Genomic DNA, 26,592 nt, shown 5'->3' on the forward strand with positions numbered 1-26,592 from the left:
ACGGATTGACTACTGGGTAAAGCAGGGAACCCGATCGGATCCGATTTACTTCGCCTTGATATCCATCGGCTTCATGAACTTCTGCAGTTCAGCGAAGTAAGGAGAGGTGCTCAGGTCGCTGGCGGCCTTCTCGATGATGCTGGTCAGTTCAACTTTAGCTTCAGTCAGTGCAGCCATCTCTTTCTCAGCCACGTCGGTCAGCTTGGCTTCAACCTCTTTCAGGTACTTAACCTGAGCTTCGAATGCAGCCTTCGGCTCCTTGGTGGTGCTCAGGGCTTTCATCTGAGACAGGCTGGAGTTGACGAAATCAGAAACGTACTGAGACTGCAGAGCGATCAGCTTCTCAGTGGTCTTCTTGTTGATCTCGGCCATATCCATAACCGGTTTCATCTGGTCTTTGATCTCTTCGTACATGGCATGTACCTCTAAATTTGTGGTGGACTCGTTTATGTTGCGTTGCAGCATTTGTGCTCACTTTATGATCAGGGGCGGCGAGTGTCAATCGCTTTTTTGTGCACTGCACAACAATTATTTTGATCGCCTTAAAGTGTTTGATTGATTTGATTTATCAGGATGGGGTGATCAATATTGTGCGGTGCAGCATTTGGTGAGGGCTGCGATCCCATCTGCTGTGCTGGAAAGGGGGGAGCGAAAGGATACAATGAGGGCAGAAGCGGTGTGAACCACTGCGCCAAGATCAGCAATCGGAGTGAAGCCATCATTATGCAATCCGTATCGAGTCATCAAAGCTTTCGCTTCCTGCGTACTCAGCAGATCCACTCGCTGAATGTTGAAGTACAGGAGTTTGAACATATCGCCACTGGTGCCAAGCACTACCATATAGCAGCGGAACGTGACGAAAATGTGTTTCTGGTTGCGTTTCGTACGGTACCGCAAGATTCCACCGGAGTAGCGCATATTCTGGAACACACGGCTCTTTGTGGCAGCGAGCGCTACCCGGTGCGCGACCCTTTTTTCATGATGACGCGCCGCTCGCTCAACACTTTCATGAATGCATTCACCAGCTCCGACTGGACTGCCTACCCCTTTGCCAGCCAGAACCGCAAGGATTTCTTTAACCTGCTTGATGTCTATATGGATGCGACGTTTTTTTCGCGTCTCGATCCGCTCGACTTCGCACAGGAGGGGCATCGCGTGGAGTTCGCCGAGGCCGGAAACACCGATTCCGACCTGGTCTATAAAGGGGTGGTGTTCAACGAGATGAAGGGGGCGATGAGCTCTCCTGTCTCGACGCTGTGGCAGACGCTGACCCGCTATCTGTTTCCGACCACCACCTATCACCACAACAGCGGCGGTGAGCCGAGCTGTATTCCGGATCTGACCTACGAGCAGTTGAAAGAGTTTTACCGCAGTCACTATCACCCCAGCAACGCGGTGTTCATGACCTTTGGTAATATCGACGCGCAGGAGCTGCAACGTCGCTTCGAAGAGCTGGCACTGCACAAGTTTCAGCGCAGCGAAGATGAGATCCATGTCGAGGATGAAAAGCGCTACTTTGCCCCGATCAGTGTTGAGGAAGCATACGCACTGGATCAGGAGGATCTCAGCGGCCAGACCCATCATGTGCTTGGCTGGCTGCTGCCAAAGTCGATAGAGCTCGACGAGCTGATGCAGGCACATCTGCTGTCACGTGTGCTGCTCGATAACTCCAGTTCACCCTTGCGTGGCGCGCTGGAGTCCAGCGACCTGGGCAGCGCGCCGTCGCCATTGTGCGGATTGGAGGACTCCAATCGCGAGATGAGCTTCATGTGTGGTCTGGAGGGGAGCGACCCGGAGCATGCTGCTGCCTTCGAGCAGTTGGTGCTGGATACGCTGGAACAGGTTGCCCGGGAGGGTGTGCCCCAGGAGATGGTCGAGGCGCAGCTGCACCAGTTAGAGTTGAGTCAACGGGAAATTACCGGCGACAGCTACCCGTTCGGTCTTCAGCTGATCCTCGGAGCGCTCTCCGCCGGTATCCATCGCGGCGACCCTCTGGCCGCATTGAATGTAGATTCGGCACTGGAGAAGCTGCGCGAGGCGATCAAGGATCGAGACTACATTCCATCGCTGATCCGTCGCTGGCTGCTTGATAACCCGCACCGGGTGCGGCTGACCCTGCGACCTGACAACGAGCTGGCGACACGCCGCGATGCCGCCGAAGCGGCAAAGCTGGCGGCGATCAAAGCGGCGATGAGCGAGGATGAGAAGGCTGGGGTCATCGAACTTGCCGCGAAGCTGGAAGCGCGCCAAATGCAGGTCGACGATGAGTCGATTCTGCCGCGGGTAACGCTTGAGGATGTGCCGACCGTGCTTCATCTGCCGAAGGGCGAATCGATGAACCTGCCGAAACTGGACGGCACCTGGTACTCCGCCGGCACCAACGGTCTTGTTTACCAGCAGGTGATTCTGGACCTGCCAAAGCTGAGTGACAGCGAGCAGGAGCTGATGCCGCTTTACACCCACTGCCTGACGGAGCTCGGCTGCGGCGAACGCGATTACCGCCAGAATCAGGCCTACCAGAGCCAGATCACCGGTGGTTTCTCCGCATACACCTCGGTACGTGGGCGACCGGATAATGAGCAGGATGTCAGCGGTTATCTGGTGATCTCGGGCAAGGCGCTGGCGGTGAACCGCGATGCGCTGGCCGACCTGATGCTGGAAACGTTGGGTGGGGCTCGTTTCGATGAAACCAAGCGTTTGCGCGAGATCGTGGCGCAGATGCGCAGTCGCCGCGAGCAGTCGATCACCGGACAGGGCCACAGCATGGCGATGCTGGCGGCCTGTGCGGGGTTTGCACCCTCCGCGCAGCTGGCACATAACGCGCGCGGTCTGGAGGGTGTGCGACGTATCAAGGCGATGGACAGGTCCCTCGATCAGGACGGCGCACTGGATCAGCTGTCACAACGATTGAGTGCGCTGCACCAGAAACTGCAGGGTGCGCCGCGCCGTTTCCTGATGGTAGGGGAGGAGGAGTATCGTGACGCGCTGACCAAGGCTGTCGCCCAGCGCTGGGCCGATCGGGACGTGGCGGAAAGGTTCGAGCCTTTTGGCCTGCCGGAAACGCGCAAAGGCGTGAATCAGGCCTGGCTGACCAGCACCCAGGTCAGTTTCTGCGCCAAGGCGTTTCCCACCGTCACCGTCGATCACGCGGATGCGGCACCGTTGACGGTGCTGGGTGAGTTCCTGCGCAACAACTACCTGCATCGCGCCATTCGCGAGCAGGGCGGAGCCTACGGTGCGGGCGCATCTCAGGACAGTGGCGATGCGGTATTCCGCTTCTTCTCCTATCGCGATCCGCGTATCGGCGGTACCCTGGATGATTTCGATGCTTCCGCCCGCTGGATCAGCGAAACGGATATCGCCCCACTGAAGCTCGAGGAGGCGATCCTTGGCGTGGTCAGTTCCATCGACAAGCCGGGATCTCCGGCTGGGGAGGCGAAGCAGACCTACCACGCCAGCCTGTTCGGCCGTACTCCGGCCCAGCGGCAGAAGTTCCGCCAGGAGGTATTGGGCGTATGTGTCGAAGATCTCAAACGTGTCGCGCAGCGCTATCTGAAGCCGGAAAATGCCAGTGTCGCGGTCGTGACCAGCAGCAAGGGCGCTGCGGAGCTGCCGGAGAGTTTTGAGCGTATCGAAATCTGATACGGAGCCACGCTGGACATCCCCTTACGACGCCGCCCCACCGATGTGGGGCGGCGTCGTTATTGGAGTAATGATTGAACAACTCACTGGTAACTGCAGCGCTGTTCGTGGTGCTGGCTGAGTCGATGTTGGTCGGCAGTGGCCTGATTATCCGTCAGGTCAGCGATCAACTGCCGACGCTGATGATCGTGTTCATGCGCAACCTGATGGGGCTGCTGATCATGATGCCGATGATGCTCAGGGCCGTTGGGCAGTTGGCGACAGCCAATATCCATCTGCACCTGATGCGCGCTATCGTCGGTATCAGTGCCATGGCCTGCCTTTACTACTCCTGGTCGGCGCTGCCGCTGGGGCAGGCGGCACTGCTAAAACAGACCGCACCTTTCTTCGTGCCGATGATTGCGTACTGGTGGTTGGCCGAGCAGGTGCCCAGGCGGGTGAAGGTGGCACTGGCGGTGGGTTTTTGCGGCGTAGCGCTCATCCTCAATCCGCAGCAGGGCGTGATCGAGTTTGGGATGCTGGTGGCGTTGCTTGGGGCCGCATTGAGCGCACTGGCCAAGGTGACGGTACGCAGGATGCACCTGACCGAACCGCCGAAGAGGATCGTGTTTTATTTCGCCCTTTTTGGTGCCCTGTTTTCGGCACTGCCGGCCGCGCTCAACTGGGTTACGCCCAGCGCAGTTGAACTGCTTTGGCTGCTCGGTCTGGGTGCCACCTCCACGGTGGCGCAACTGTCGATGAGCCGCGCCTATACCATGGTGCCGGCGGCACAGCTCGGCCCCTTTACCTACAGCTCGGTGGTGTTGGCTGCCCTGATCGGCTGGTGGCTCTGGGATGAGAGTATCGCGTTGATGACCGTCGCCGGCATGGTGCTCGTCTTTGCCGGGGGGATGCTAACCTTAAACCGGTCGAACCGGAAAATGGCCTCCGGTCCGAAAAGAAAAGCTGAAGAGGAAACAGAGAGAGTAGTGTAATGCGCAGGCTGATCTCATCTTGCTTCATCGCCGCGGCGATCTATTCCCTGCCGGTGACGGCGGCGGAGCTTGTGCTCGAGGGGGAAAGTGCCGGCATGCCGTTCCGTGTCGAGGCGCTGGCGCAGGGCGGGGGCGTGCCTTGGGGGATGGCGTTTCTGGATCAGCAGCGGCTGTTGTTTACCCGCCGCGAGGGGGGCGCCGCGATCCTGAATATCGATAACGAAACCCTGACCGAGTTGACCGGGACACCCAGGGTGATGGCGGAAGGCCAGGGTGGATTTCTCGACGTTGCCGTGCCTCCGGGCTATTCCGCGGGTGGCTGGCTGTATTTTACCTGGGTGAAGAATCAGTCGGGGCAGGGGGTAACCGTGCTCTCTCGTGCGCGCTTGCAGGACACTCACCTGGTCGATTGGCAGGAGCTGCTGGTGACCCGGTCCGCCACCGATACCGGTCGTCATTTTGGCAGCCGTATCGCGTTTGATGGCAGCGGACATCTGTATTTCAGCGTGGGAGATAGGGGCCATCGCCCCAACGGGCAGGATCTGCAGACACATGCCGGCAGCGTATTGAGGTTGAATCTGGATGGATCTATCCCGCCCGATAACCCCTTTGTCGGGCGTGATGGCGTGCTGCCGGAGATCTGGAGCTATGGACACCGTAATCCCCAGGGGCTGGCGTGGGATGCCGGGCACGGCCGTTTATGGGAGATCGAGCACGGTCCGCGTGGCGGTGATGAGATCAACCTGATCAAAGCCGGTGGCAACTATGGTTGGCCGGTGCTCTCCTACGGCAAAGAGTATTGGGGGCCGTTCGATGTGGGTGAAGGCTCGGAGCGGGAGGGAATGGAGTCTCCGGTGAAGGTGTATATTCCCTCCATCGCGCCGGGGAGCCTGCTCTACTACAGCGGCGATGCCTTTCCCGCCTGGCGCGGCAATCTGATTGCCGGTGCCCTGAAGCTGACGCATCTCAACCGGGTTGAGCTGAATGACAAGGGGGAAGCGGTGGCAGAGGAGCGGCTGCTCCTCCCCCTTGGAGAACGGGTTCGGGCATTGGTTCAGAGCCCTGAGGGCTGGCTTTACTTCTCCACCGACAGCGGCCGTATTCTGCGGCTGAGGCCCTGAACCGGTTAGCGAGCGCGTTGCTGTATCACCAGTGCAATGCCGCCTAGGATCGCCGCGGACGCCAGCAGCAATCTGAGGCTCAACAGCTCATCGAGCAGCACGACACCGGCAATAGCCGCGATCACCGGGGCGCTCAGTTGCACCGTTGCGGCATTGGTTGCGCTCAGGTGTGGCAGCGCTGTGTACCAGATCCAATAGCCCAGTGCCGATGCCAGTGCACCGGAAGCCACGGCCCAGAGTACGCCAGGAAGGTCGGCGTTGAGCATGCCGCCACCCCAGCCTAACGCCGCCAGTAACAGCGCGAAGGGGATCGAGCGGATAAAGTTACCGGCAGTCGCCAGTGATGGATCGCCAGCGCCCTTGCCTCGCAGTGAATAAACACCCCAGGCGATACCGGCGCCGGCCATCAATATGGACGCGAACAGCGGCGGCGCCGTCAGACCTGGCAGCACCAGGCCGGCCAGTCCTCCCAGAGCCAAAAACAGTCCAAGCCATTTAAGTGCGGTGAAACGCTCTCCGGTATAGAGGCCGTAACCTATCATGGTGGCTTGCACCGATCCGAACAGAATCAGGGCACCGGTACCGGCTGCCAGGTCGATATAGGCGAAGGAGAACAGTGCGGCATAGGCAAATAGCGCGAGGGCCGAGGGCCAGCTGCCGGAATGGTTACGCTGTTGGCCGCGCAGCGCCAGCATCAGCCAGAGCATCAATGCACCGGACAGCAGGCGCACGGTGGTGAAGCTGGCCGCATCGATCTCTGTCTCGCGCAGTGCCACGCGACACAGCAGAGAGTTGCTGGCGAATGCGATCATGGCGACCAGGGTTAACAGCACAAGTCGCCCTAACGACATCCCTGTATCTCCCTGTCGTTAGTTGCCAAAGACTTTCTGCAGAAGCTCGGTACTGCGAGCTACCGGTTGTTCGCGGATCTTTTTCTCCTCTTCGGCCAGCATCAAAAACAGTCCGTCGAGCGCCTTTTCCGTGACATGATCTGTGAGATCAAGACTCATGCCGCCCAGCATGGGTACTTTTGAGCCGGCGGAATCGACCAGCAGCTGATAAGCGCTGGTAACGCCATACTGTGCCATCGACTCCTCGATACGTGGTTTGAACTTCTCCCCCAGCTGGTCATAGGTTTTCGTCTTGAAATACTCGGTTGCCGCGCTGTCACCGCCGGCGTATATCCGTCGCGCATCCTCGATCGTCATCCCCTTGACCGCATCGACGAAGATCGGCGTTGCTTCGGTTACCGCCGCTTCTGCCGCGCGGTTCATGCTCAGTTCGAAGGCGTCCACCTGGCTGCCCAGGCCCGCCTTGCGCAGCAAGCCGCTGGCGGTCTCTATATAGCCGGGCATCGGGATGCGTACGGCCGGGTTACCGAGGTATCCGTCCTGTGCGGAAAGGGTTTCGACAGCGCGCTGAGTACCCACCTCCAGCGCTTCGCGAAGTCCCGCCGTGAGGGTGTCGTTGTCGAGATCCGTTGTGGTGGAGCTGCTACTCTGAGATTGGGTGCTCTGCTTGAGCAGCTCCTGCCCTTGATTGAGCAGGTCCTTCAGGCCCGCCTGGGTGGAGGGCGTTACAAGGATGGTACAGAGGGCCATAGCGGCTATTGAAAGCTGGCGGGGCATGCGTCACTCCATTGTCGAATAGCGGGTCAGTGGAGAGAGTATAGTGAATTCATGCCATTAAAGGGGTGGAGTTTTGGTACGGGAGATGAATCGAAGTGGGACGGAGTGGGTATGAATACCTACCGCATCCGGCACAGCACCTGGTATGGCTTCAACGGGGAGGTAAGTTTGCTATCCCACAGGTTGAGAGTGCGGCCTCGAGAGGATCATGACCAGCGAATACAGAGCTCCCGACTGTCGATAACACCGCTGCCCAGGGAGGTGCGCTGGTATCGCGACGTCGAGGATAATTCAGTGGCGTCCGTCGAGTTCGATATGCCATGCACGGAACTTGAGATTCTGAGTGAAGTGGAGGTGCAGCAGTTCGATCAGGCCCCGCTGGACTTTCTCGTCGAGCGCTATGCGGTGGACTATCCGTTTAACTACCGGGAGGGCGATATCGAGGTGTTGAAGCCCTTTATGAGCAAGAAACCGGCTTCGCCCGCGCTGTCCGACTGGGTGAACACGCTGTGGCAATCGGGACAGGCGATTCAGTCCTATGCGCTGCTTGACCAGATCTGTCGGTCAATCAGGGAGCGGTTCAACTATCAGGTCCGCGAGGAGCCTGGGGTGCAGAGCGCCGATCAGACCCTCTCGCTTGGCAGCGGCTCCTGTCGCGACTTTGCCAACCTGTTCATGGCTGCCGTGCGCCACTTGGGATTCGCGGCTCGATTCGTCAGTGGTTATCTGTATGTGCCGCCCGGCCCGGAGTCATTCGGTACCACTCATGCGTGGGTGGAGGTCTATATCCCTGGCGCCGGCTGGAAAGGGTTTGACCCAACCGGGGGCGAGGTCGTCGGCATCAACCATATACCGGTGGCGGTGGCGCGCAATCCTGAGTCGGTAACCCCAGTGGAGGGCGCCTTTGTCGGCCCGGAGGGTGCACAGTTAAAGGTCGGCGTATGGATTACACTGCTGGATACGTCCGCGTAGATCAGCGCCAGTTGATCCAGTAGCTGTACTCGATCCGACTGGAGTTGCGCAACGTCTGTTGAAACAGCTCGCTGGGCAGGGACTCGCACTGAACGCCGGTAAACTCAGCCTCGCTCCAACCGGTCATGCCGTCGATATACTCCCGCCGATAGCCCCAACGTCCGCAGGAGAGGACAGAGTCGTAGCCCTGGGAGCGTTGGCAGACGACGCAGGTTTCAAAATCCACCTCGATATCCTGGCCCTCGACGCCAAAACGGGCCGACACGAAAGGGGTGTCATATATTGCAACGGTGGACGCCCGGACCGGTCGCCCGGTCCAGGGTTTGTCGTGGTCGTCCTCCGGCGCAAGGTGGGTGCCATAGCCATGCTCCAGCCCGGGGTTGTCATAGAAGGGACTGGTGAAACCATCGGGAACATCGATCTGCACCGCCTCTTCACCATCGAACAGCCGTGCGGACGTTTTTCGCACCTGAAGTATTCGGTAGCGGTCGCAGCTGGCGCTGTTCTGCCCCCTGATATCACCGGAGGCGTTGGTCAGGAAATGGATCTCAAGTCCCACGCCGGTGGCGTTATCGCTCGCGATATAACGCGCATCCTGGCGAAAGCTGTGATACCACTCCTGTGAAAACGCCAGTATACCGACACTCTGTTGGCGATAGAGCACCGGGCAGATTTTGCCAACATTGAGCTCCTCCGCCTCGGTGATGGTGGTGGGCAGATAGAGAGAACAGGCCGACAGCAAACCGGCTGATAGGAGAATCCTTTTCATCGCCGTTCCTCGTTAGGCGAACAGGATCGGCAAGCAGCAGTTCCCTCAGTATAGCCAGAGAGCCGCATCAGTCATAAAGGCGTGGAGATGGGATATACGACCTGGTGAAATGAAGTGTTCACATTGTGCTGAGGAGAGCATTGTTATTGGGTTCTCCTCGATTCAGATCAATGATTAAATGTGCACGAATGGATACGTTTTATAGAAAGACGTTAAACGCTAATGTCCAAGGTGGCTGAGTTAGCTAGGCATTGCCTGATAGATAATGGTAGTTGGCGTTACAACAGCCTTTACGCTCAATAAATTACGTAGGTCGAGATGGCCCCATCTGCCGTTTTTTACTCTTCTGCTTGTGCTCCGCTGATCGACCGGATATCAGCCCATCTGGAGTCGGTGGGCACAACATTCGAGTGGCAAGCGTTTGCCTCGTTGTTCGATACGCCGGTCGCATCGACAGCGCTGGTCGCGGAAGCGGATCTCGGTGAGCGCGAATACCCTCTGCTTGGCGCTCGCCGGGTAGTCGTTATTGCTGCTGAATGGAGTATCAAGAAAACCGCTGACTGGATGGCTGTTGGAGCCTTCAGTTGCATAGCGGATGACGAAGCGGAGCGTATCGCATCCGAGTTGTTGGTGCTGCAGTCATCGGTTGTGGCAGATACAACCCCGCAGGGTGATGACATTCTTCAGGCGGTAATCGATGCGATACCGGCACCGATATTTTTTAAGGATGACCGGCATATCTACCGTGGATGCAATGCGGCGTTCAGTGAGTTCATCGGCCTTCCGACCGATGAGGTGATCGGCAGCTCGGTTTATGATGTTGCCCCGAAGGAATTGGCCGAGCGCTACTACCGGGCCGACTGCGAGCTACAGGAGCGCGGTGGTACCCAACGCTACGAGGCGCCAGTGCGGTATGCTGACGGCAGTCATCGGGATATTGAGTTTTACAAGGCGGTATTCTTCCGGTCTGACGGCCGCAAGGGCGGTCAGGTAGGCGTGATGCTTGATGTAACCGAGCGCAACCGCCTGGTACGCAGGCTTGAGCGGAGCAGCCGCACCGATCACCTGACGGGTACGGGTAACCGTCGGGAGTTCGAGGCTGTTGCCTTCAGGGAGTTGCGCCGCCATAAAAGAGAAAACCGCTCTCTATGCCTGATGTGTCTGGACATCGATCATTTCAAGCAGATCAACGACAGCTACGGACACGCAGTGGGTGATCAGGCTCTACAGTTTATGGTTAACTGCTGCCGATCTCAGCTTAGAGAGTATGATCGCCTGTTTCGTGTGGGGGGAGAGGAGTTTTATATTTTGCTTCCCAACACCGACGTGGAGGACGCCTATTCGGCGGCGCAACGGCTGTGCGATTTCCTGCGCGGCCGCTCCTTTGTTACCCATGGCGCAGAGATCAGGATGACGGTCTCGATCGGCGTCGTGGCGCTGACTGGATATGCTACGCTCGATCAGGCGCTAGAGCTTGCCGATCAGGCGCTTTATCGTGCCAAGCGGGAGGGGCGGAACCGTGTGTATCTCGCTACCGAAACGGTCGAACCTGTGGGGACGGGCGGTTGTTCCAAGTAACGTTTTTGCCTGACCAGGGGGCTAATAGCGCTCAAATCATGTAGTGATTTGTCTGCGCACACAAACCTTGTCGACAGTATGAAAAGGGGAGGTTTCATGCGTCACACCGTGAAAGGTGCATTCATTTTGGCGTTTGGATTGGTAACTGGAGGTTGCGCGACGCCAACCACGCAATCTGTTTCTCTAAACCCGAATATCACCAGTGATGAGATCCGTTATCAGCAGGAGCTGAAGCTTCGGACACTGATTGAGTACCAGAAACGCATTGATCGCATCGGGGTACCGTTGCTACGTGCAGCTCTGCCTTTCTGCGAAGATAATCGAATCGGTACCCTGGGTCTTAAGGTAGACAATATTTCCGCTTGGCCGCCCGAGCAACGCCGGCTGGCAAAGGATCTGTTGCAATTGGATGAGGCGTTAAAGGTTACGGATGTCACACCGGGATCGGTTGCTGACAAGGAGGGGATAAAGGCAGGCGACATGCTGTTGGCCGTTAATAATCAGGCCACTATCGGTGGTCCAGGGGCAGTGGAGGACTACAGACAACTGATGCAACAGGCAGGCAATGGCACTGTCGCGTTCAAGCTGCTGCGTGGAGATGAGCGCTTGTCGGTCAAGGTAACGCCAGAACCCGTGTGCAACTACCCGCTAAAGGTAAAAATGAGCAATGTCATTAACGCCTATGCCGATGGCAGCAATGTAGTCATCACCTCAGGTCTTATTCGATTCGCTGCAAGCGATGCCGAAATTGCGATGGTTTTGGCACATGAGATCGCCCATAACGGCATGAAACATATTGAATCTAAAACCTCGAATGCGTCAGTGGCCAGTGTGCTCGATATCGTGGTTGCGGCTGCTTACGGGATCAATACACACGGGCTGTTTGCAAACATGGGATCACAGGCGTTTTCCAAGGAGTTCGAGCAGGAAGCGGACTATGTTGGCCTGTATATCATGGCCAGATCGCATATGCCGACAGACGGTGTGGGCGAGTTCTGGAGGAGGATGGCAGCCGAGGCGCCGGACACAAATAATGACTCGATTTTCCGAACCCACCCGATCAGTGCCCAGCGTACCCTTGCGATTCAGCAGACAACCCGGGAGATTAACGACAAGATAAACAAGGGTGAACCGTTGATGCCCAATCAATGAAGGGAAGGAAAATAAGGCTCCGTCGGGAGCCTTATTCAATGGGATTACTGAGGATTGCTAAAGCCCATCTGCTTGGGCAAACGTTCGGGGGCGAACTCTTTATCGACTGCGGACCTGATTCCTTCCTTGAAGGCATGCAGATTGTTGCTCTCGATCTCTCGAGGACTCTCTTCATACTCGTGTCCAAAGTTAATGTAGGCGGCGCCATCGAACAATATGCTTCCGTCGTTGGTATCGATCACCCAGACGTCAGCAGAGGAACGCATTATTTCGCTGTCAGTAAGCCCGAATACTTCTATATTGAACGGGTATTGCCCCAATAGAACAAGACGATCCACACCCTGATCCGCTAACGCTTTCTGGTAGCTTGCACCCAGAGTCAGCGTCGGGAAGTTCTCGCCATCTTTTATAGCCTTGAGTACAGCCCTGATGTGGGTGTAGGTGTCCTCTTGGAGGTTGGCATATTGCTCATCATTCAAGAGATCGCGTGCCAGAACGGCTTGGTTGATCCCCATCTGCCGAAAGCGCGTTTGAAACCGCTCTGAAAGTTCGGATTCAATATCCCATAAACCCGCGAACGATACAGAGTTTGAGCGGTACTCGTTCCAGAGCACTTTGTACACGAGTTCGTTGTAGTTGATCTTTTTATCGGGGTAGAAATACGCGACGGCAGCTCTTTTCTGACTAAGGTTCGAAACCTCGTCGGAAGACATCGGCTTGATCTGGCCTGCGCAGCCAGCCATAAGTGCGCAGAACAGGATCACAAAGGTAACTTTGATCTTCGAGAACATCTTGAGGGTTCCTTCCTTGGTTAGTTGCTGGGGTAGCGCACATCGATCAATGTGTTGGACTGATCGAACACGTAGATAGCAGCAGCATCCTTAAATTCATAACTTCCGTCCTGACCCGTCGAGAAGGATGTGGTTTGTACCGCTGTGCCGCCTACCGGTACCGGTACGATCAGGCCGGATAACTCGGGCTTGTCACGGTAAGCCCAGTACTCCAACCCTAAAGCGTCGGACCTACTGATGTCGGCGGGGAGTCCAAGTACATCGGCCACCTCCTGTTTAGTCGTTTCGCCAACGAAGAAGGAGGTGGTGCGAACATCCTGTTTATTACCGATGGTCGGTGCGCAGGCGGTAAGCAACAGTGAGCCGATAAGAAGGATAGCGCGGGCATCCATATTGCCATTCCTTTTCCAAAGATTGATTTTTAATGACTTTTTATACGGTGTTGCAATACTAACACAGCGACCATTTCAGAAAAGTCGGGGTTGATACCTAAGCCTCCGTGTCTGTTGGCGTAACGGCTAGCGAAGACCCAGACGCTGCATCAGTCGATAGAAATTGCTGCGGTTGAGTCCCAGGCTGCGTGCGGTAGCTGCCATATTGCCCTGATGCTCGGCCAGACGCTGGTTAATCAGATCCTGCTGGAACTGATCTGTGGCCTCCTTCATCGGCAGTCCGGTGACTGTGACTGTGAACGTGGGCGGTGCTGAAGGCTCGCTGTCCGGACCTTTGGGTAAGGAGTCCTCCAGGTCCAGGTGCCCACGCTGCAGCATGACGGTATCGCCGTGGGTTTGTGCACGCGCCTTCAGGGCAGCACGGCTGAGCAGGTGCTCCAGTTCGCGCACGTTGCCGGGCCAGTTGTACGCCATCAGCGCCTGCTGTGCCTCGGGAGAGAGACGCAGGGCGCGAATCCCCAGACGGCGCTGGCTGGCCTCCAGCAGATAGCCGGCCAGCAGCAGCACGTCGCGACCGCGTTCGCGCAGCGGCGGCACCTCCACCGGATAGACCGAGAGACGGTGGTATAGATCGGAGCGGAAGCGCCCGTCGGCGACCTCCTTCTGCAGGTCACGGTTGGTGGCGGCAACAATGCGCACGTCCACCTGTCGGTAGCGGTCGCTGCCGACACGCTGGATCTCGCCGCTTTGCAGTGCTCGCAGCAGCTTGGCCTGGATCGACAGCGGCAGTTCGCCGATCTCGTCGAGAAACAGGGTGCCGCCGTGGGCGATCTCGAACTTGCCGGCGCGGTCGACGACAGCGCCGGAGAAGGCGCCCTTCACATGGCCGAACAGCTCGCTCTCGGCCACGTTCTCCGGCAGTGCGGCGCAATTGACATAGACCTGCGGCTCTTCGCTGCGGTCCGACAGACTGTGTACCTGACGCGCCACCAGCTCCTTGCCGACACCGGTCTCCCCCTGTACCAGCACGGTCAGATTGGAGCGGGCGACGATGGCGATCTCCTCCTTCAGCCGTCTGATCGGCGGGCTGTCACCGATGATCTCGAACGATTTTCCCTCCTCCTGCAGCGCCCTGGCGACCTGATGCTCGCGTTCGGCCCTGGCGGCTAGCGAAGCCATGCGGGCGGCGGCCTTGACCGTCGCTTCGGCCAGGCCGATGAAGGTGCGCAGCTCTACCGGGTCGATGCGGTCGAAAGTGTCCGGCTCCAGCGCATCCAGTGTCAGTACGCCCCAGGGGCGCTCGTCAATGTAGAGCGAGGCGCCCATGCAGTCGTGCACATGTAACTGGTGATCGTGGGTTTCGACCAAACCGTCGTAAGGGTCGGGCAGGGGGCTGTCGGCGGCAAAGCGCACCGGTGCGCGGGAGCGCAGCAGCTTTTCCAACCGAGGGTGCTCGTCGATCTTGAAGCGGCGGCCCATGGTATCGGCGCTGAGCCCCTCGATCGCCAGCGGCTTGAGCTGCTCCCCCTCGAGCTGAAGCAGGGCGGCGGCATCGCAGGGGAAGATACGCAGCATCGCCTCGAGCAGGCGCCGGTAGCGTTGGCTGACCGGCAGGTCCCGTGACAGGTCGGCGACGATGGCGATCAAGCTTTCACTGAAATGAGGTGTAGTCATTTTGATATCCAGATGTCAATTCGACAACTTTATCATGGATGTCGAATTAACAACATAAAAAATTAAATACATATAAAACAATTAGATACGCTTTGGCACGGCGTTTGCGATAGATCAGAGTGACTTTAAACCGCCTGCAGAGGAAAGCTGTATGCACCTGATCATAACGAACAAGAGGGGGAGGCCGGTATGAGTGAAATATTCACCAAAGGCATGGCCCGCAACATCTACTACGGCGGAGGTTTTTTCTTCCTGCTACTGCTGGTTGGGCTGACGCTCGACACCCTGCGCGAACTGCCGCAGCGAGATCATCGCGAAAACATCACCGAATCCGTCGCCCGTGGCAAGGCGGTGTGGGAAGAGAACAACTGCATCGGCTGCCACAGCCTGATGGGTGAGGGTGCCTACTTCGCGCCCGAACTGGCCAACGTCTACGACCGTTACGGCAACGGAAACGAAGCGGCGTTCGCCCAGTTCATGCAGTCCTGGATGGCGATGCAGCCGCTGCCGACCGAGGGGCGCCGCAAGATGCCGCAGTTCCACCTCAGCAAGGAACAGGTCGACGACCTGTCTGCCTTCCTGATCTGGACCTCACGTATCAACGACAACGACTGGCCGCCCAACAGGGAAGGCTGAGCCGGAGGATGCCTGGATGAAATTCGAATCCCAACGGGTTGCCAAACCCTACTTCATATTTGCGCTGATGCTGTTCGTCGGCCAGATACTGTTCGGTCTGATACTGGGCCTGCAGTATATCGTCGGTGACTTCCTCTTCCCCTACATCCCGTTCAACGTGGCGCGGATGGTACACACCAACCTGTTGATCGTCTGGTTGCTGTTCGGCTTCATGGGTGCCTCCTACTACCTGGTGCCCGAGGAGTCCGATACCGAGTTGCACAGCCCATGGCTGGCGAAAGCCACCTTCTGGGTGTTTGCCGCCGCCGGCGTCGCGACCATACTCGGCTACCTGCTGGTGCCCTATGGGGAACTGGCCGAACTGACCATGAACCATCTGCTGCCGACCATGGGGCGTGAGTTCCTGGAGCAGCCGACCATCACCAAGATCGGTATCGTCATCGTCTGCCTGGCGTTCATTTACAACATCGGCATGACCGTGCTGAAAGGTCGTAAGACCGTGATCAACATGGTGCTGATCACTGGCCTGGTGGGCCTGGCCGTGTTCTTCCTGTTCTCCTTCTACAACCCGGCCAACCTGGTACTGGATAAGTTCTTCTGGTGGTGGGTCGTTCACCTCTGGGTGGAAGGCGTATGGGAGCTGATCCTCGGCGCGATCCTGGCATTCGTGCTGATCAAGGTCACCGGCGTCGACCGCGAAGTGATCGAAAAGTGGCTCTACGTGATCATCGCGCTGGCGCTGATCTCCGGCCTGATCGGCATGGGGCACCACTACTTCTGGATCGGCCCCGGCCCGTACTGGCTCTGGCTCGGCTCCATCTTCTCGGCGCTGGAACCGGTTCCGTTCTTCATGATGGTGCTGTTCGCCTTCCGTGTCGTCAGCCAGCGTCGCCACCAGCACGGTAACCGCGTCGCCACCCTGTGGGCGCTGGGTACTGCGGTGATGGCGTTCCTCGGTGCCGGTGTTTGGGGCTTCATCCACACCTTGGCCCCGGTCAACTACTACACCCACGGCAGCCAGATCACCGCGGCGCACGGCCACCTGGCGTTCTTCGGTGCCTACGCGATGATCGTGATGTGCATCATCTCCTACGCCATGCCAATCATGCGCGGCAGGCCGCAGGGCAACCCGGCGGTGGCACAGAAGCTGGAAACCTTCGCCTTCTGGACCATGTGTATCAGCATGCTCGGCATCACCCTGGCGCTGACCGTGGCCGGTGCCTGGCAGGTGGCGCTGCAGCGTCTGCCGGAGAGCGGGGCGCTCAGCTTCATGAACACCCAGGCCAAGCTGATCCCGGTGTTCTGGGTGCGCGAGGCGTTCGGTCTGGTATTCGCCACCGGCTTGGTGGCCTACCTGGCCAGCTTCTTCGTCGGCCAGAAAGCGGCGGTGAACACCTATGTGGTGGAAACCCATGCGACCGAGGCCGCAGGCGAATTCAAGGCCCAGGGCGCTTGCTGCGGCAGCTGCAAGTAACACTCCAAGACCGGGCGGGAGGCGACTCCCGCCCGCCGAAATCAAGTCGAGGTGAGGCATGGAAGAGTTTGTAGGCGCAATCTGGCATCGAATGGTGACCCGCCAATCGGCCACTGATTTTGCCGACGCCCGCGTGGAGCTGGCCGATCTTCTGCCTCAACTCGCCCCCTTTTACCGTGGGCTGGGCGGAGAACCGGGCAAGTTGCTCGAAGCCGCCGAGCCTCGTCCGTTCCGGGCACCGCGCAAGCTGATTCAGCGCATCGCCGGTACGCACCGGTGCCATACCGTGGGTTGGCAGGATGAGCGAAGCCTGCGCCTGCCGCCGACCATCGCGCTGTTTCCGGAGCGGGAGCTGAATGAATCGCTCTACCTCTGGCTGGTGGCGATGGCGGCCAAACTGCCGAGCATCCGTCACTGGTTCCGCGACAACCAGCAGACCTGCCGGGCGCTGCTCGACAGCCGGCCGGGGCTGGCGCGGCGTTACCGCGAGATGGTCGAGGTGGCTCTGGTGCTGCGCCCCGGCCCCGATCAACTGCAGGAGGAGGCCTGGACACGCGAGCAGACCCTGCGCCGGGCACTGCTGCAGCCGGGCTCGGTGGAGAGCCTGCCGCGCGCTCCCGGCGATGCCTGGCCGGTACCGTTCTGGCTCTACCCCGAACCCCTGCATGGACTGTCGGTGGAAGCAGCCGACACCGACGATAGCGAGACCCGGGAGCAGGCCGCGCCGCCGGAAACGGTCGACTCCGCCCGCCGCACGGCACGTCGTCTGGATGACAGCAAGGAGACCGACGGTTTCCTGATCTTCCAGCTCGAGAGCCTGTTCAGCCGCGTCGAGCAGGTGGAGCTGGACCGCTGCCAGGAGGAGGATCTGGACGACGACCTCGGCGCCGGCGAGGATCTGGATATCATCACCCTGTCGCGTCAGCGCCGGGCAAGCTCAGCGAGGGTGCGCTTCGACCTGGACCTGCCGGCCGCGAAGAACGACGACCTGGCGGTGGGAGAGGGGATACGCCTGCCCGAGTGGGACTACCGGCGCCAGAGCATGAAAACCGACTACTGCCTGCTGCAACCGATGCTGGCCGACGATGCCGAACCGGCAGCCCTGCCGGAGCATCTGGCACCGGCGGCCCGTTCGCTGCGCAACCGCTTCGCCTGCCTGAAACCGGAGCGCAACTGGCTGCGGCGGCAGATGCAGGGCGACGAGCTGGACCTGGACGCCTGGCTGGACAAGCTCACCGACGAGCAGCGCAGCCAGGAACCTGGTGCCTGCTATCGTCAGCGCCGCCCCAATCAGCGCGATCTCTCCTGCCTGCTGCTGGCGGATCTGTCGATGTCCACCGAGTGCGGCATCAACGAGGACCAGCGCGTGATCGACGTGATCCGCGACAGCGTGACGCTGTTCGCCGAAGCGCTGAGCAGCGCACGGGATCGCTTCGCGCTCTACGGCTTCTCGTCGATCAAGAACAAGCAGGTGCGCTACCAGCTGTTGAAGAACTTCAACGAGCCCTATGGCGATGCCGTGCGCGGACGCCTGCAACGGATCAAGCCTGGCTTCTACACCCGTATGGGCGCGGCGATCCGCCAGTCTGCGGCGATTCTGGAGCAGGAGAAGACGGCCCAGCGTCTGCTGCTGATCATCTCCGACGGCAAGCCCAACGATATCGACCACTACGAGGGGCGCTACGGCATCGAGGACACCCGCCATGCGATCCAGCAGGCGCGTGCCAAGGGCGTGCAGCCGTTCTGCATCACCATCGACGAGGAGGGCAGCGACTATCTGCCCTATCTGTTCGGGGACAAGGGCTACGCTCTGGTCAGCGATATCGACCGCCTGCCGATGCTGCTGCCGCGTCTCTACCTGAACCTGACCGGGGCCAACTGAGCCTCTGAACGCTCCATCCGAGGAGACCGACATGAACGCCAATATCCGTTATTTGCCGCAAGCCAACGAAGTCGACCTGTTCCACCATGCCGCCGCGGTCAAGCTGCCGGTGCTGCTGAAGGGGCCGACCGGCTGCGGCAAGACCCGCTTCGTCCAGTACATGGCCGAACAGCTGAACCGGCCGCTGATCACCATCGCCTGTCACGACGACCTCACCGCCGCCGATCTGGTCGGCCGCCACCTGATCGGCACCGACGGCACCTACTGGCAGGACGGCCCGTTGACCCGCGCCGTGCGTGAGGGCGCGATCTGCTACCTGGACGAAGTGGTGGAAGCGCGCAAGGACACCACCGTGGTGCTGCATCCGCTCTCGGATCACCGTCGCGAACTGCCGATCGACCGCACCGGTGAGCTGCTGCAGGCCCACCCCAACTTCATGCTGGTGATCTCCTACAACCCCGGCTACCAGAATCTGATGAAGGGGCTCAAGCCCAGCACCCGGCAGCGCTTCGTCGGCCTTAGCTTCGACTACCCGACCCCGGAGCGCGAAGTGGTGATCCTCTGTCAGGAAGCCGGGATCGACAAGCAGACCGCCAGCCAGCTGGTTGCGCTCGGCAACGACCTGCGTCGACTCAAGGATCAGGACCTGGAGGAGGTGGCCTCGACCCGCCTGCTGATCTACACAGCACTGATGATCTGCTCCGGTATCGGCGTACGCGAGGCGTGCCGGGCCTGCCTGGCCGAACCCCTGACCGATGACAGCGAAACACTCGCCGCCATCGATCGCCTGATCAGCAGCTACTTCTGAGCCGACCATGAGCACCGCAAGCCTGACACCCGAGTTAGACAGTACCGCATACCGGCACCGCTCCGTGCCGGGCAGCATCGCCGTCTGGGTGCTGATCTATGCCGAACTGAGCGAGTTCGCGCTGTTCTTCCTGGTCTACCTGGTCACCCGCGCGCACAACACCGAACTGTTCGCGGCGGGGCCGGCGCAGTTGAACATCCTCGCCGGCACGCTGAACACCCTGGTGCTGGTCTCCAGCAGCTTCTGCGTCGCCCGCGCCATGAAGGCGATCCAGCGCAACGACCGCCGCGCCTGCATCCGCTGGCTCGGGCTGACCATCGCCTGCGGCGCCGCCTACTGCGGCATCAAGGGCTGGGAATACCTGTGGAACGAGGCCCACGGCCTCCATGCCCGCAGCAACCTGTTCTTCACCCTCTACTACTACCTCACCTTCAACCACCTGCTGCACGTACTGGTGGGGATGGCGACCCTCTCCTGGCTCTGCCTGCGCACCTGGCTTGGGTCATACGATGCCGAGGACCACGAAGGGCTGGAGAACGGCGCCTGCTACTGGCACATGATCGACCTGGCCTGGATCATCCTCTTCCCGCTGGTCTACGTGATGGGGTAAGCACGATGAAGCTCAAAACTATGAACATCGACACTACGAACATAAGCGACCTGAACAGCTGGCGCCTGCTGATCCTGATCACCCTCGGCAGCGCCCTGATCGCCGAAACCGGCGGTGCCACCCCGGCGCTGATCCTGCTGATCTGTGTCGCGGTGGTGCTGAAAGGACAGCTTGTGATCGATGTCCTGATGGACCTGCGCGGTAGCCACCGCGCCATCCGCACGCCGATGCTGGCCTACTTCTACGTGATGATGCCGCTGCTGGCGATGGGGCTGTTGTTCCCGGAGTGGTTGGAGCGGTTGACCACCCTCTAGCCCTAACCGGGCAGAGCCTGACTTGTCTCCCGGTACACCGGGGTACTGCAGATAATTCAACGATATATGAGGTAATCCATGCGTTCGCTGTTCCTCAGAATGCGGCTGATCCATTGGCTGGGGGCTATCGCCCTGCTGGTCAACATACTGTTCTTTACCGAGTCGCTGGTATCGGAGCTGATTCAGTGGGCCGTGGTGCTGTCCCTGATCGTCCACGATATCGACGAAAAGTACTGGGGCGTCGACGCGCTGAAAAAAGTGGCGGGCTACATGAGCGCGTTCGAGAAAAAGGACCTCTCCGCCACCTGTGATATCAACAGCGCCTACAACAGCGAGATCCACCATGTGCTGTCGGTGATCAACCGCTTCCGCGAGAAGGTGCGCGGCGCACTGCTGGACATCAAACAGCAGGCGCAGGTATCGGACGAGATCTCGCAACTGCTGAGCCGCAAGACATCCGCCATCGCCGAGCGCATCCGGGAACAGGACCGGCGGGTCAGCGTCATCGACGAGCGAATCGAAGTGTTGGACAACACTTCCCAGGCGCTGCAGGAGAAGGCGGAAGCGACCCGCGTCCAGGTTCAACTGACCCAGCAGGGGCTGCGCCGCTCCAACGACAGCCTGGACACCATGTCCCGAGACCTGAACGACTACATCGCGAACAACGACACCCTGCAGACACGCTTCAACGAACTGTCGGAGAAGACCGAAGCGATCGAAGAGGTGGTGTCGGCGATCGACCAACTGGCCGAGCAGACCAACCTGCTGGCGCTCAACGCCGCCATCGAAGCCGCCCGTGCAGGCAACTACGGCCGTGGTTTCGCCGTGGTCGCCGACGAAGTGCGCAAGCTCGCACGATCGACCAAGCAGAGCCTGGACGACATCGACCGCATTATCGCCGGCATCACCCACTCGGTACGCGAAGCGGGGGAGCAGATGGCACGCCAATCCGGCGCGATCGAATCGCTGGTCAGCCTCACCACCACCAGCCGCGATGAACTGCTAAGCGCCTGCGACAACATGGAAGATATCCTGACCCTGATCAGCAACGATAGCAGCGACGCCACCGTGGACATCGGCTACATCCACCGTGCGGTCAGCGACCTGAAACAGGAGGTCGGTTCCCTGCTGACCCTGTCCCACTCCAACGCCAACGACTGCAGCGAACTGCAGCGTCAGGGCGAACGCCTCAACGGCGTCACGGTACAGATCGTCGATCAACTCGGCACCTTCAAAACAAACTGACTCAATAACCCTACATACGGTGTTGTGCCCGCCGCCAAAGCCGGGCACACTCCAGGAAAGAGACTTGACTAGCCAGTTATCGATTTGCAGGCAGTGAGTGTCAGATCGAGTCTGAATTAGTACGAATTAAGAATTCGTTGATTCTGGAAACAACTCAGCGCGAAACAACCTCGCTACCTTCACGCACAAAAGAGCATCCCGTTTTACGTACTCGGTTATTAAAGATTGCGTCATCAATGCCTATATAGACGTTTGGATAGATCGCGCCCTTAACGGTTACGACGGCACTGCTTTCCGCCTGTTTACGCGCGTTCAACCGCGCCAGGATCGCCTTGATCCGCTCGGCTTTCTGCTCGTAAGAGTGCAGGGTTGCCTTGATCTTACGGCTCATATCACTGTTGATTGATGCTTTTTGCGCCGGGTTTTCAGATGCCTTGAGTACTTTTTCCAGTTTTTCACAGTTCTCCAGGCAGTTCTTGTGTTCGGTCCGAAGTTGTTCCTCCAGCTTGCGTTTGCAATTGATTCTGCCGGCTCTAACTACTGTCGGGACATTTGCATCGCTGCCCAGAGCGTTGACGGCAACTTCTTTTCTGGCAGTAGTCTTGCCGCCGATGATACAGCCCTTACTGCCGGGTTGAGTCAGGTTGATACTGCCTTTTGCGGACAGACGACTTTGCAGCACAAATTCACGAATGATGATATCGCCGGCAGCATGGAGATGAGCCAGGTTGGCATATTTGGCTCTGATATCGCCGCCCGCGAGGACACGCGCCTTGAGAATCAGCTCTTTGTTCTGATCGCGCCCCAGATCCTCTCCCGCTACACCGCCGACAATGGTCAGATTCCGACCGGCAATGACGGTCGCTTTTTCAACCATGCCACGAATAAAGACATCACCAGTCGCGTGCAGTGAAAAGCCGCTGCTGACATCGCCTTTCACTTCAACAGAGCCGTCAAAATCGATGTTGCCGCTTTCAATGTTGATCGCATCGAGTCTTAATGTTGGATCTACAGAGACACCCTTATCGATCAGTATTGGGTGTCCTTTCACGGCTGCAATTAGTTGATCGGGGTTATCCGGGTCGATAATCGCGCCGTCTATATCAGGATTAAACTCCAGCACGCGTCCCGGCTCGGTCGGGAGCTCCGCGCCCATCACGTTCAGCCCGGGTACACCAGCGGTAGGTGGCGTTCGCCGCATCAGGATTTCCCCCTGTTCAACGACGATAAAATCCTGCACCTGATGAAAATCGACTTGAGCCTCTTCGGAGTAGTCTTCAATCAGGTTTTTACACCCTTCAACGAGCCCTTCGAACCGACTGTCGACTCCAGGCTCCGGTTCAACGCCACGGGCGACGCAAAGACGCTCTGCCTGACCGGCTTCGATGACCTGATCCAGTGCCGATTGGTCGATACAGCTCTCTTGAATTGCGCGCTCCTGCAGCTCTTCAAGCAACCATTCACGGGTGATTTTCTTGCCGCCATAAGCGGGGATTGCGGTGAGATAAACCGCCATCTTGTCGGGCTGCACCGCCCATTCCAGCTCGGCGTCGCGCTGGTGAGCAATGGTTGCGCTGCCCTCCTTACCCTGAATGGCTAGAGTAATCAGCTCCTGCATGTCGGAGTCCGACGTATAAAACTCTCCGTAGCCCTGTTCTTTCAACAGTGACTGGAGTGTGGGTAGGTCGAGTTTTTGAGCAGTCGGCGAGGGGGGCAGCGTTGCCAGTACAGACTGGGTGTCTGGATCGAAAGTGAGCCTGACTGCCGAAACCGTGGATTGGTTTGCAGCAGCGGCATCTGTAGGAAGATCTGCCGCAGAAGTAGACATATAGGTCTTTATAATTTTATTAGTGGCAAAAATATGTTGATCAAAAAATAATCAAAAATTCCTTTGTCTCTTTTATCATACAAAAGTCTAATGGGCAAACCGATGCTGTGGGAGGCGGCTATAAAGTCGGGACTTGACGCCTCAACACTCTCCACCTCAACGCTCGAGATCCGGCTCATGGCAGTGGCGAAGGATATGGGCGCGGGCGGCATCGCGTAGCGTTAATGCGCGGGTCCAGCGCTCGCCCTCCTTGTCGGGATAGAGGGGTATGCCAATCACCACGCAAATCTCACCCCGGTAACCGTACCAGCGCTGGCCGCGCAGGATCGAGCGGGTGCCGCTGATGGCGACCGGTATGACCGGTATGCCTGCATCGACGGCGCTGACAAAGGCACCCATCTTGAACGGCATCAGTCCGGGGCTCTCCTGCAGGGTGCCTTCGGGAAAGAACAGCAGGCGGTGCCCCTTTTGTGCCAGGTTGGTGGCTTCGCGGGCGCCGTTCAGGCTCTGTTGTGGATCCTGGCGGTTGATGTAGCGCACCGCCAGCCGGTCCAGCAGGGTGCGCGGTAGCGGCTGGGTGCGCAGTTCTGCCTTGGCGACGAAGTGCACGGGGTGGGGCAGTGTCGCGATCAGCACGAAGGCATCCAGGTAGCTGGCGTGGTTGACGACCAGCACGCAGGGGGCGTCTGCCGAAATGTTCTCCAGGCCTCTGATGTGGAGCGGGGTGCGGGTCAGCCAGGCCCAGCATCGCGAGATCCGGTGCAGGGCGTACCAGCGCCGCTTCAGGTTGGGCAGCAGCAGTACGGCGATGAATGCCGCCGTGGTCAGTGTCAGCCCGGTCAGCAACGCATAACCCGCGAACAGGTGGCGGCCGAGGCTGCGGCGCAGGCGCTGCAGTTGCGGTGTGGTGGCTTTCAGCAGCATCCGGAGCAGCTGAAGGCCGGGCGTGCGGATGCGGTAGTCGCCGCGGATGTAGCGTTCGCGGCAGTCAGAGCGGCGCAGCTTTCCGCTGGAGGTCTTGAGCAGAATCCCAGGCGGAGTCAGTACCACCTCGTCGGGTGGTTCGCCGATCAGGCGGCTGACGGCGTTGGCCGCTTGGTGTCTGAGACGTTCGCGCTCGCCTTCGTCGTCGGCGCGTGTCTCGGCCATGACGATCAGCCGCTCGCTACCGCTGGCCTGGTCGCTCACGCCGAAGGCGGCGACGCGTCCGCGGCGTAGGCCGTCGATGGTGCCTACAGCCGACTCCAGCTCTTCGGGATAGAGGTTGCGGCCGCTACGGATGATCAGATCCTTGCTGCGCCCGGTAATATAGAGGCCCTCTTCGGCCAGGTAGCCCAGGTCGCCGCTGTCGAGCCAATCGCCGTCGAACAGGCGGGCGGTTGCCGAACTGTTGCGGTAATAGCCGCTGCACGCCGACGGACCCTGGAACTGCAGTCGGCCCTGAAATCGTGACGGCAGTTCACGGCCGCCTTCGTCGCAGATGCGGATCCGATGCGCCGGTAGTGGCTGACCGCAACAGACGAATTCGACGACCTCGGTGTCGGTATCCGATGCGGGCAGGGCGTGGCCGTCACGCATCAGGGGCGCGCGCTGCACACGATCGATGTGGGGTTTGCTGTCGGGCGCGGGAAAGGCCAGAGCCAGGCTGCACTCGGCCAAGCCGTAGACGGGATACATCGCCTTGGCGTCGAAGCCGCATTTGGCGAAGCGTCGGCAGAATCTGCGCAGGGTATGGGCATTGACCGCTTCGGCGCCGTTCATGGCGAGGCGCCAGTGGCTCAGGTCGAGTTCGTCCAGCAGGCTGTCGGGCACCTTGTTGAGGCAGAGTTCGTAGGCGAAGTTCGGTGCCGCCGAGAGGGTGCCGCCATGGCGGCTCAGCGCCTGCAGCCAGCGCGCCGGGCGGCCGAGGAAGGACTCGGGCGGCAGGCTTATCAGCAGTGCGGCATGGTAGAGACTGCCAAGCCAGGCGCCGATCAGGCCCATGTCGTGATAGAGCGGCAGCCAACTGACGCACACGTCGCGGCTGGAGGCGTCGATCGCCTTGCCGGCGGTACGGATGTTGGCCAGCAGATTGGCGTGGCTCAGGATCACCCCCTTGGGGCTACCGGTACTGCCGGATGTGTATTGCAGCAGGGCGATATCGTCGCGTTTCGGCATGACCGGCTTTTCGATCGGCTCTTGAGCGGGAGCCGCGTGCGCTGGCGACTGTGGGGCCATCACGTCCGCAAGGCTTGGCACCTGCGCCTTGAGTAGTCGGGAGAGTGCATTCGCTTCGGGCGGTGCGATCAACAGCCGGGCCTGACAGTTGTCGAGAATCGATGCCTGGCGGTTGAGGTGGTCCTCAAGCTGGCTGGGGCGCATCGGCGGGTAGATCGGGACAGGTATGGCACCGCTCATCAGAATGCCGAAGAAGCTGACGAAGTAGTCGCGCCCGGTCGGCAGCATCAGCGCCACGCTCTGGTCAGGCGCGAGGCCGTGCTGTAGCAGCCTTGCGGCGACGGAGCGGGCCTCCTGCCAGAGTTGGCCATAGGTCAGTTCCGGGCCGTTGCCCTGGTCATTGTAGAAATGGATATGGGGCCGGTCGGGATGACGCTCGACATGCCAGGCCAGTACCTCGACCAGGCTGAGGGCCTGGCTCGGCACGCCTTCGGTGGCCTCCAGTGGTGTCGCAGGGGCGGGGACCTGCGTTGGCGCGGTCGGGGAGGCCCGCTCCAGCAGACGCAGCAGATCGCGGGGTGTTTCGGCCTCGGCAAAGGTTCGCTCCGGCAGAGCGACCTGGAAGCAACTCTCGATGCGGGAGAGCAGCTCCGCACGGCTCAGGCTGTCGAACCCGAGATCGCCGTCGAGGGTGCTGTCCAACGTTATCGGATCGGCCGGTCGGTGGGAGCGTAGCTCCGCCCCCAGCTCTTCGATCAACTGCAGCAGTACCGCCTTTTGTTCCGGCACGTTGGTGCGCTCCGTCAGCATCACCGACCCCGGTGTTTTCTCACGTTATCTCTAGCATAGGCGATAGGGCGGCACGTCGGGTGCGAAGCGGAGCGTGTCGGCTATCCTTCAAAGCGTGCCACTGCTGTTTAGGCAGCAATAAACAGGGGAGTTCAA

At 59.5% G+C, this 26,592-nt stretch carries 22 protein-coding genes; 13 read left to right on the forward strand and 9 right to left on the reverse strand.

The features are described 5' to 3' along the window. Positions 1-45: 45 nt before the first annotated feature. On the reverse strand, positions 46-414 hold the full coding sequence (locus KQ940_RS00930; protein ID WP_217410815.1) for a phasin family protein: 369 nt from the start codon (positions 412-414) through the stop codon (positions 46-48). Positions 415-723: 309 nt separating this feature from the next. Here KQ940_RS00930 and KQ940_RS00935 point away from each other — a divergent pair, with 309 nt between their 5' ends. The 3 genes from KQ940_RS00935 (at position 724) to KQ940_RS00945 (ending at position 5,737) form a co-directional block, all read left to right on the forward strand. Next, positions 724-3,642 (forward strand): insulinase family protein, encoded by a 2,919-nt coding sequence (locus KQ940_RS00935; protein WP_217410817.1) that lies wholly within the window; start codon positions 724-726, stop codon positions 3,640-3,642. Between the two features lie 74 nt (positions 3,643-3,716). Continuing rightward, positions 3,717-4,616 (forward strand): DMT family transporter, encoded by a 900-nt coding sequence (locus KQ940_RS00940; protein WP_246589576.1) that lies wholly within the window; start codon positions 3,717-3,719, stop codon positions 4,614-4,616. Next, entirely contained in the window at positions 4,616-5,737 is a 1,122-nt protein-coding gene (locus tag KQ940_RS00945) for a PQQ-dependent sugar dehydrogenase (protein WP_217410819.1), read from the forward strand. Before KQ940_RS00940 ends, KQ940_RS00945 begins: the two co-directional genes overlap by 1 nt. A 5-nt stretch (positions 5,738-5,742) precedes the next feature. On the opposite strand, the gene KQ940_RS00950 is transcribed toward KQ940_RS00945, so the two are convergent. Next, a complete protein-coding gene (locus KQ940_RS00950; RefSeq protein WP_217410821.1) occupies positions 5,743-6,588 on the reverse strand; it encodes a DMT family transporter in 846 nt (281 codons plus the stop codon). Positions 6,589-6,606: 18 nt separating this feature from the next. After that, the gene (locus KQ940_RS00955; protein WP_217410822.1) at positions 6,607-7,365 is read right to left on the reverse strand and encodes a DUF4197 domain-containing protein; all 759 of its coding nucleotides are present in this window, start codon (positions 7,363-7,365) and stop codon (positions 6,607-6,609) included. 111 nt (positions 7,366-7,476) lie between these two features. On the opposite strand from KQ940_RS00955, the gene KQ940_RS00960 reads away from it, so the two are divergent. Further along, positions 7,477-8,337 (forward strand): transglutaminase family protein, encoded by an 861-nt coding sequence (locus KQ940_RS00960; protein WP_217410823.1) that lies wholly within the window; start codon positions 7,477-7,479, stop codon positions 8,335-8,337. 1 nt (position 8,338) lies between these two features. On the opposite strand, the gene KQ940_RS00965 is transcribed toward KQ940_RS00960, so the two are convergent. After that, entirely contained in the window at positions 8,339-9,106 is a 768-nt protein-coding gene (locus tag KQ940_RS00965; RefSeq protein ID WP_217410824.1) for a hypothetical protein, read from the reverse strand. 429 nt (positions 9,107-9,535) lie between these two features. On the opposite strand from KQ940_RS00965, the gene KQ940_RS00970 reads away from it, so the two are divergent. Both KQ940_RS00970 and KQ940_RS00975 read left to right on the forward strand, forming a co-directional pair. Next, positions 9,536-10,684 carry a GGDEF domain-containing protein gene (locus KQ940_RS00970; protein ID WP_217410825.1) on the forward strand — a complete coding sequence of 383 codons (1,149 nt, stop codon included), beginning with the start codon at positions 9,536-9,538 and terminating at the stop codon, positions 10,682-10,684. A 96-nt stretch (positions 10,685-10,780) separates the two neighbouring features. After that, positions 10,781-11,836, forward strand: coding sequence for a M48 family metallopeptidase (locus tag KQ940_RS00975; RefSeq protein WP_217410828.1), 1,056 nt, complete (start codon positions 10,781-10,783; stop codon positions 11,834-11,836). A gap of 44 nt (positions 11,837-11,880) precedes the next feature. Here the strand turns inward: KQ940_RS00975 and KQ940_RS00980 are convergent, their stop codons facing one another. From KQ940_RS00980 to norR, 3 genes are all read right to left on the reverse strand, one after another. Beyond that, positions 11,881-12,627: a hypothetical protein gene (locus KQ940_RS00980; protein WP_217410830.1), complete on the reverse strand. Its 747-nt coding sequence runs from the start codon at positions 12,625-12,627 to the stop codon at positions 11,881-11,883. A 20-nt stretch (positions 12,628-12,647) separates the two neighbouring features. Beyond that, on the reverse strand, positions 12,648-13,019 hold the full coding sequence (locus KQ940_RS00985; protein WP_217410832.1) for a hypothetical protein: 372 nt from the start codon (positions 13,017-13,019) through the stop codon (positions 12,648-12,650). A 126-nt stretch (positions 13,020-13,145) separates the two neighbouring features. Then, the gene (norR, locus tag KQ940_RS00990) at positions 13,146-14,693 is read right to left on the reverse strand and encodes a nitric oxide reductase transcriptional regulator NorR (protein ID WP_217410834.1); all 1,548 of its coding nucleotides are present in this window, start codon (positions 14,691-14,693) and stop codon (positions 13,146-13,148) included. A gap of 189 nt (positions 14,694-14,882) precedes the next feature. Between norR and KQ940_RS00995 the strand changes: the two genes are divergently transcribed. The 7 genes from KQ940_RS00995 (at position 14,883) to KQ940_RS01025 (ending at position 21,662) form a co-directional block, all read left to right on the forward strand. After that, a complete protein-coding gene (locus tag KQ940_RS00995) occupies positions 14,883-15,329 on the forward strand; it encodes a c-type cytochrome (RefSeq protein WP_217410836.1) in 447 nt (148 codons plus the stop codon). 16 nt (positions 15,330-15,345) lie between these two features. After that, a complete protein-coding gene (locus KQ940_RS01000; RefSeq protein ID WP_217410837.1) occupies positions 15,346-16,803 on the forward strand; it encodes a cbb3-type cytochrome c oxidase subunit I in 1,458 nt (485 codons plus the stop codon). Positions 16,804-16,861: 58 nt separating this feature from the next. Continuing rightward, positions 16,862-18,685 (forward strand): nitric oxide reductase activation protein NorD, encoded by a 1,824-nt coding sequence (locus tag KQ940_RS01005; protein ID WP_217410838.1) that lies wholly within the window; start codon positions 16,862-16,864, stop codon positions 18,683-18,685. A 31-nt stretch (positions 18,686-18,716) separates the two neighbouring features. Next, the gene (locus KQ940_RS01010) at positions 18,717-19,493 is read left to right on the forward strand and encodes a CbbQ/NirQ/NorQ/GpvN family protein (protein ID WP_217410839.1); all 777 of its coding nucleotides are present in this window, start codon (positions 18,717-18,719) and stop codon (positions 19,491-19,493) included. Positions 19,494-19,500: 7 nt separating this feature from the next. Further along, positions 19,501-20,103, forward strand: a complete 603-nt coding sequence (locus tag KQ940_RS01015; protein WP_217410840.1) for a cytochrome c oxidase subunit 3 family protein — start codon at positions 19,501-19,503, stop codon at positions 20,101-20,103. Positions 20,104-20,108: 5 nt separating this feature from the next. Next, on the forward strand, positions 20,109-20,417 hold the full coding sequence (locus KQ940_RS01020; RefSeq protein ID WP_217410841.1) for a cytochrome C oxidase subunit IV family protein: 309 nt from the start codon (positions 20,109-20,111) through the stop codon (positions 20,415-20,417). Positions 20,418-20,495: 78 nt separating this feature from the next. Further along, positions 20,496-21,662 (forward strand): methyl-accepting chemotaxis protein, encoded by a 1,167-nt coding sequence (locus KQ940_RS01025; protein ID WP_217410842.1) that lies wholly within the window; start codon positions 20,496-20,498, stop codon positions 21,660-21,662. 154 nt (positions 21,663-21,816) lie between these two features. Here the strand turns inward: KQ940_RS01025 and KQ940_RS01030 are convergent, their stop codons facing one another. Together KQ940_RS01030 and KQ940_RS01035 are read right to left on the reverse strand one after the other, a co-directional pair. Continuing rightward, the gene (locus KQ940_RS01030; protein WP_217410843.1) at positions 21,817-23,490 is read right to left on the reverse strand and encodes a flagellar assembly protein A; all 1,674 of its coding nucleotides are present in this window, start codon (positions 23,488-23,490) and stop codon (positions 21,817-21,819) included. 156 nt (positions 23,491-23,646) lie between these two features. After that, positions 23,647-26,457, reverse strand: a complete 2,811-nt coding sequence (locus KQ940_RS01035) for an AMP-binding protein (RefSeq protein WP_217410844.1) — start codon at positions 26,455-26,457, stop codon at positions 23,647-23,649. Positions 26,458-26,592: the final 135 nt, after the last annotated feature.

The sequence above is a fragment of the Marinobacterium ramblicola genome (genome assembly GCF_019084545.1).
Classification (GTDB): Bacteria; Pseudomonadota; Gammaproteobacteria; order Pseudomonadales; family Balneatricaceae; genus Marinobacterium_D; species Marinobacterium_D ramblicola.

Excerpts from the sequence above, each read along its gene's own strand:
- KQ940_RS00950 (WP_217410821.1), bottom strand. The coding sequence starts at position 6,588 with ATGTCGTTAGGGCGACTTGTGCTGTTAACCCTGGTCGCCATGATCGCA.
- KQ940_RS00930 (WP_217410815.1), bottom strand. The coding sequence starts at position 414 with ATGTACGAAGAGATCAAAGACCAGATGAAACCGGTTATGGATATGGCC.
- KQ940_RS00955 (WP_217410822.1), bottom strand. The coding sequence starts at position 7,365 with ATGCCCCGCCAGCTTTCAATAGCCGCTATGGCCCTCTGTACCATCCTT.
- KQ940_RS00945 (WP_217410819.1), top strand. The coding sequence starts at position 4,616 with ATGCGCAGGCTGATCTCATCTTGCTTCATCGCCGCGGCGATCTATTCC.
- KQ940_RS01000 (WP_217410837.1), top strand. The coding sequence starts at position 15,346 with ATGAAATTCGAATCCCAACGGGTTGCCAAACCCTACTTCATATTTGCG.
- KQ940_RS00965 (WP_217410824.1), bottom strand. The coding sequence starts at position 9,106 with ATGAAAAGGATTCTCCTATCAGCCGGTTTGCTGTCGGCCTGTTCTCTC.
- KQ940_RS01005 (WP_217410838.1), top strand. The coding sequence starts at position 16,862 with ATGGAAGAGTTTGTAGGCGCAATCTGGCATCGAATGGTGACCCGCCAA.
- KQ940_RS00960 (WP_217410823.1), top strand. The coding sequence starts at position 7,477 with ATGAATACCTACCGCATCCGGCACAGCACCTGGTATGGCTTCAACGGG.
- KQ940_RS01030 (WP_217410843.1), bottom strand. The coding sequence starts at position 23,490 with ATGTCTACTTCTGCGGCAGATCTTCCTACAGATGCCGCTGCTGCAAAC.
- KQ940_RS00985 (WP_217410832.1), bottom strand. The coding sequence starts at position 13,019 with ATGGATGCCCGCGCTATCCTTCTTATCGGCTCACTGTTGCTTACCGCC.
- KQ940_RS00935 (WP_217410817.1), top strand. The coding sequence starts at position 724 with ATGCAATCCGTATCGAGTCATCAAAGCTTTCGCTTCCTGCGTACTCAG.
- KQ940_RS01010 (WP_217410839.1), top strand. The coding sequence starts at position 18,717 with ATGAACGCCAATATCCGTTATTTGCCGCAAGCCAACGAAGTCGACCTG.
- KQ940_RS01025 (WP_217410842.1), top strand. The coding sequence starts at position 20,496 with ATGCGTTCGCTGTTCCTCAGAATGCGGCTGATCCATTGGCTGGGGGCT.
- KQ940_RS00975 (WP_217410828.1), top strand. The coding sequence starts at position 10,781 with ATGCGTCACACCGTGAAAGGTGCATTCATTTTGGCGTTTGGATTGGTA.
- KQ940_RS01015 (WP_217410840.1), top strand. The coding sequence starts at position 19,501 with ATGAGCACCGCAAGCCTGACACCCGAGTTAGACAGTACCGCATACCGG.
- norR (WP_217410834.1), bottom strand. The coding sequence starts at position 14,693 with ATGACTACACCTCATTTCAGTGAAAGCTTGATCGCCATCGTCGCCGAC.
- KQ940_RS00995 (WP_217410836.1), top strand. The coding sequence starts at position 14,883 with ATGAGTGAAATATTCACCAAAGGCATGGCCCGCAACATCTACTACGGC.
- KQ940_RS00980 (WP_217410830.1), bottom strand. The coding sequence starts at position 12,627 with ATGTTCTCGAAGATCAAAGTTACCTTTGTGATCCTGTTCTGCGCACTT.
- KQ940_RS01035 (WP_217410844.1), bottom strand. The coding sequence starts at position 26,457 with ATGCTGACGGAGCGCACCAACGTGCCGGAACAAAAGGCGGTACTGCTG.
- KQ940_RS01020 (WP_217410841.1), top strand. The coding sequence starts at position 20,109 with ATGAAGCTCAAAACTATGAACATCGACACTACGAACATAAGCGACCTG.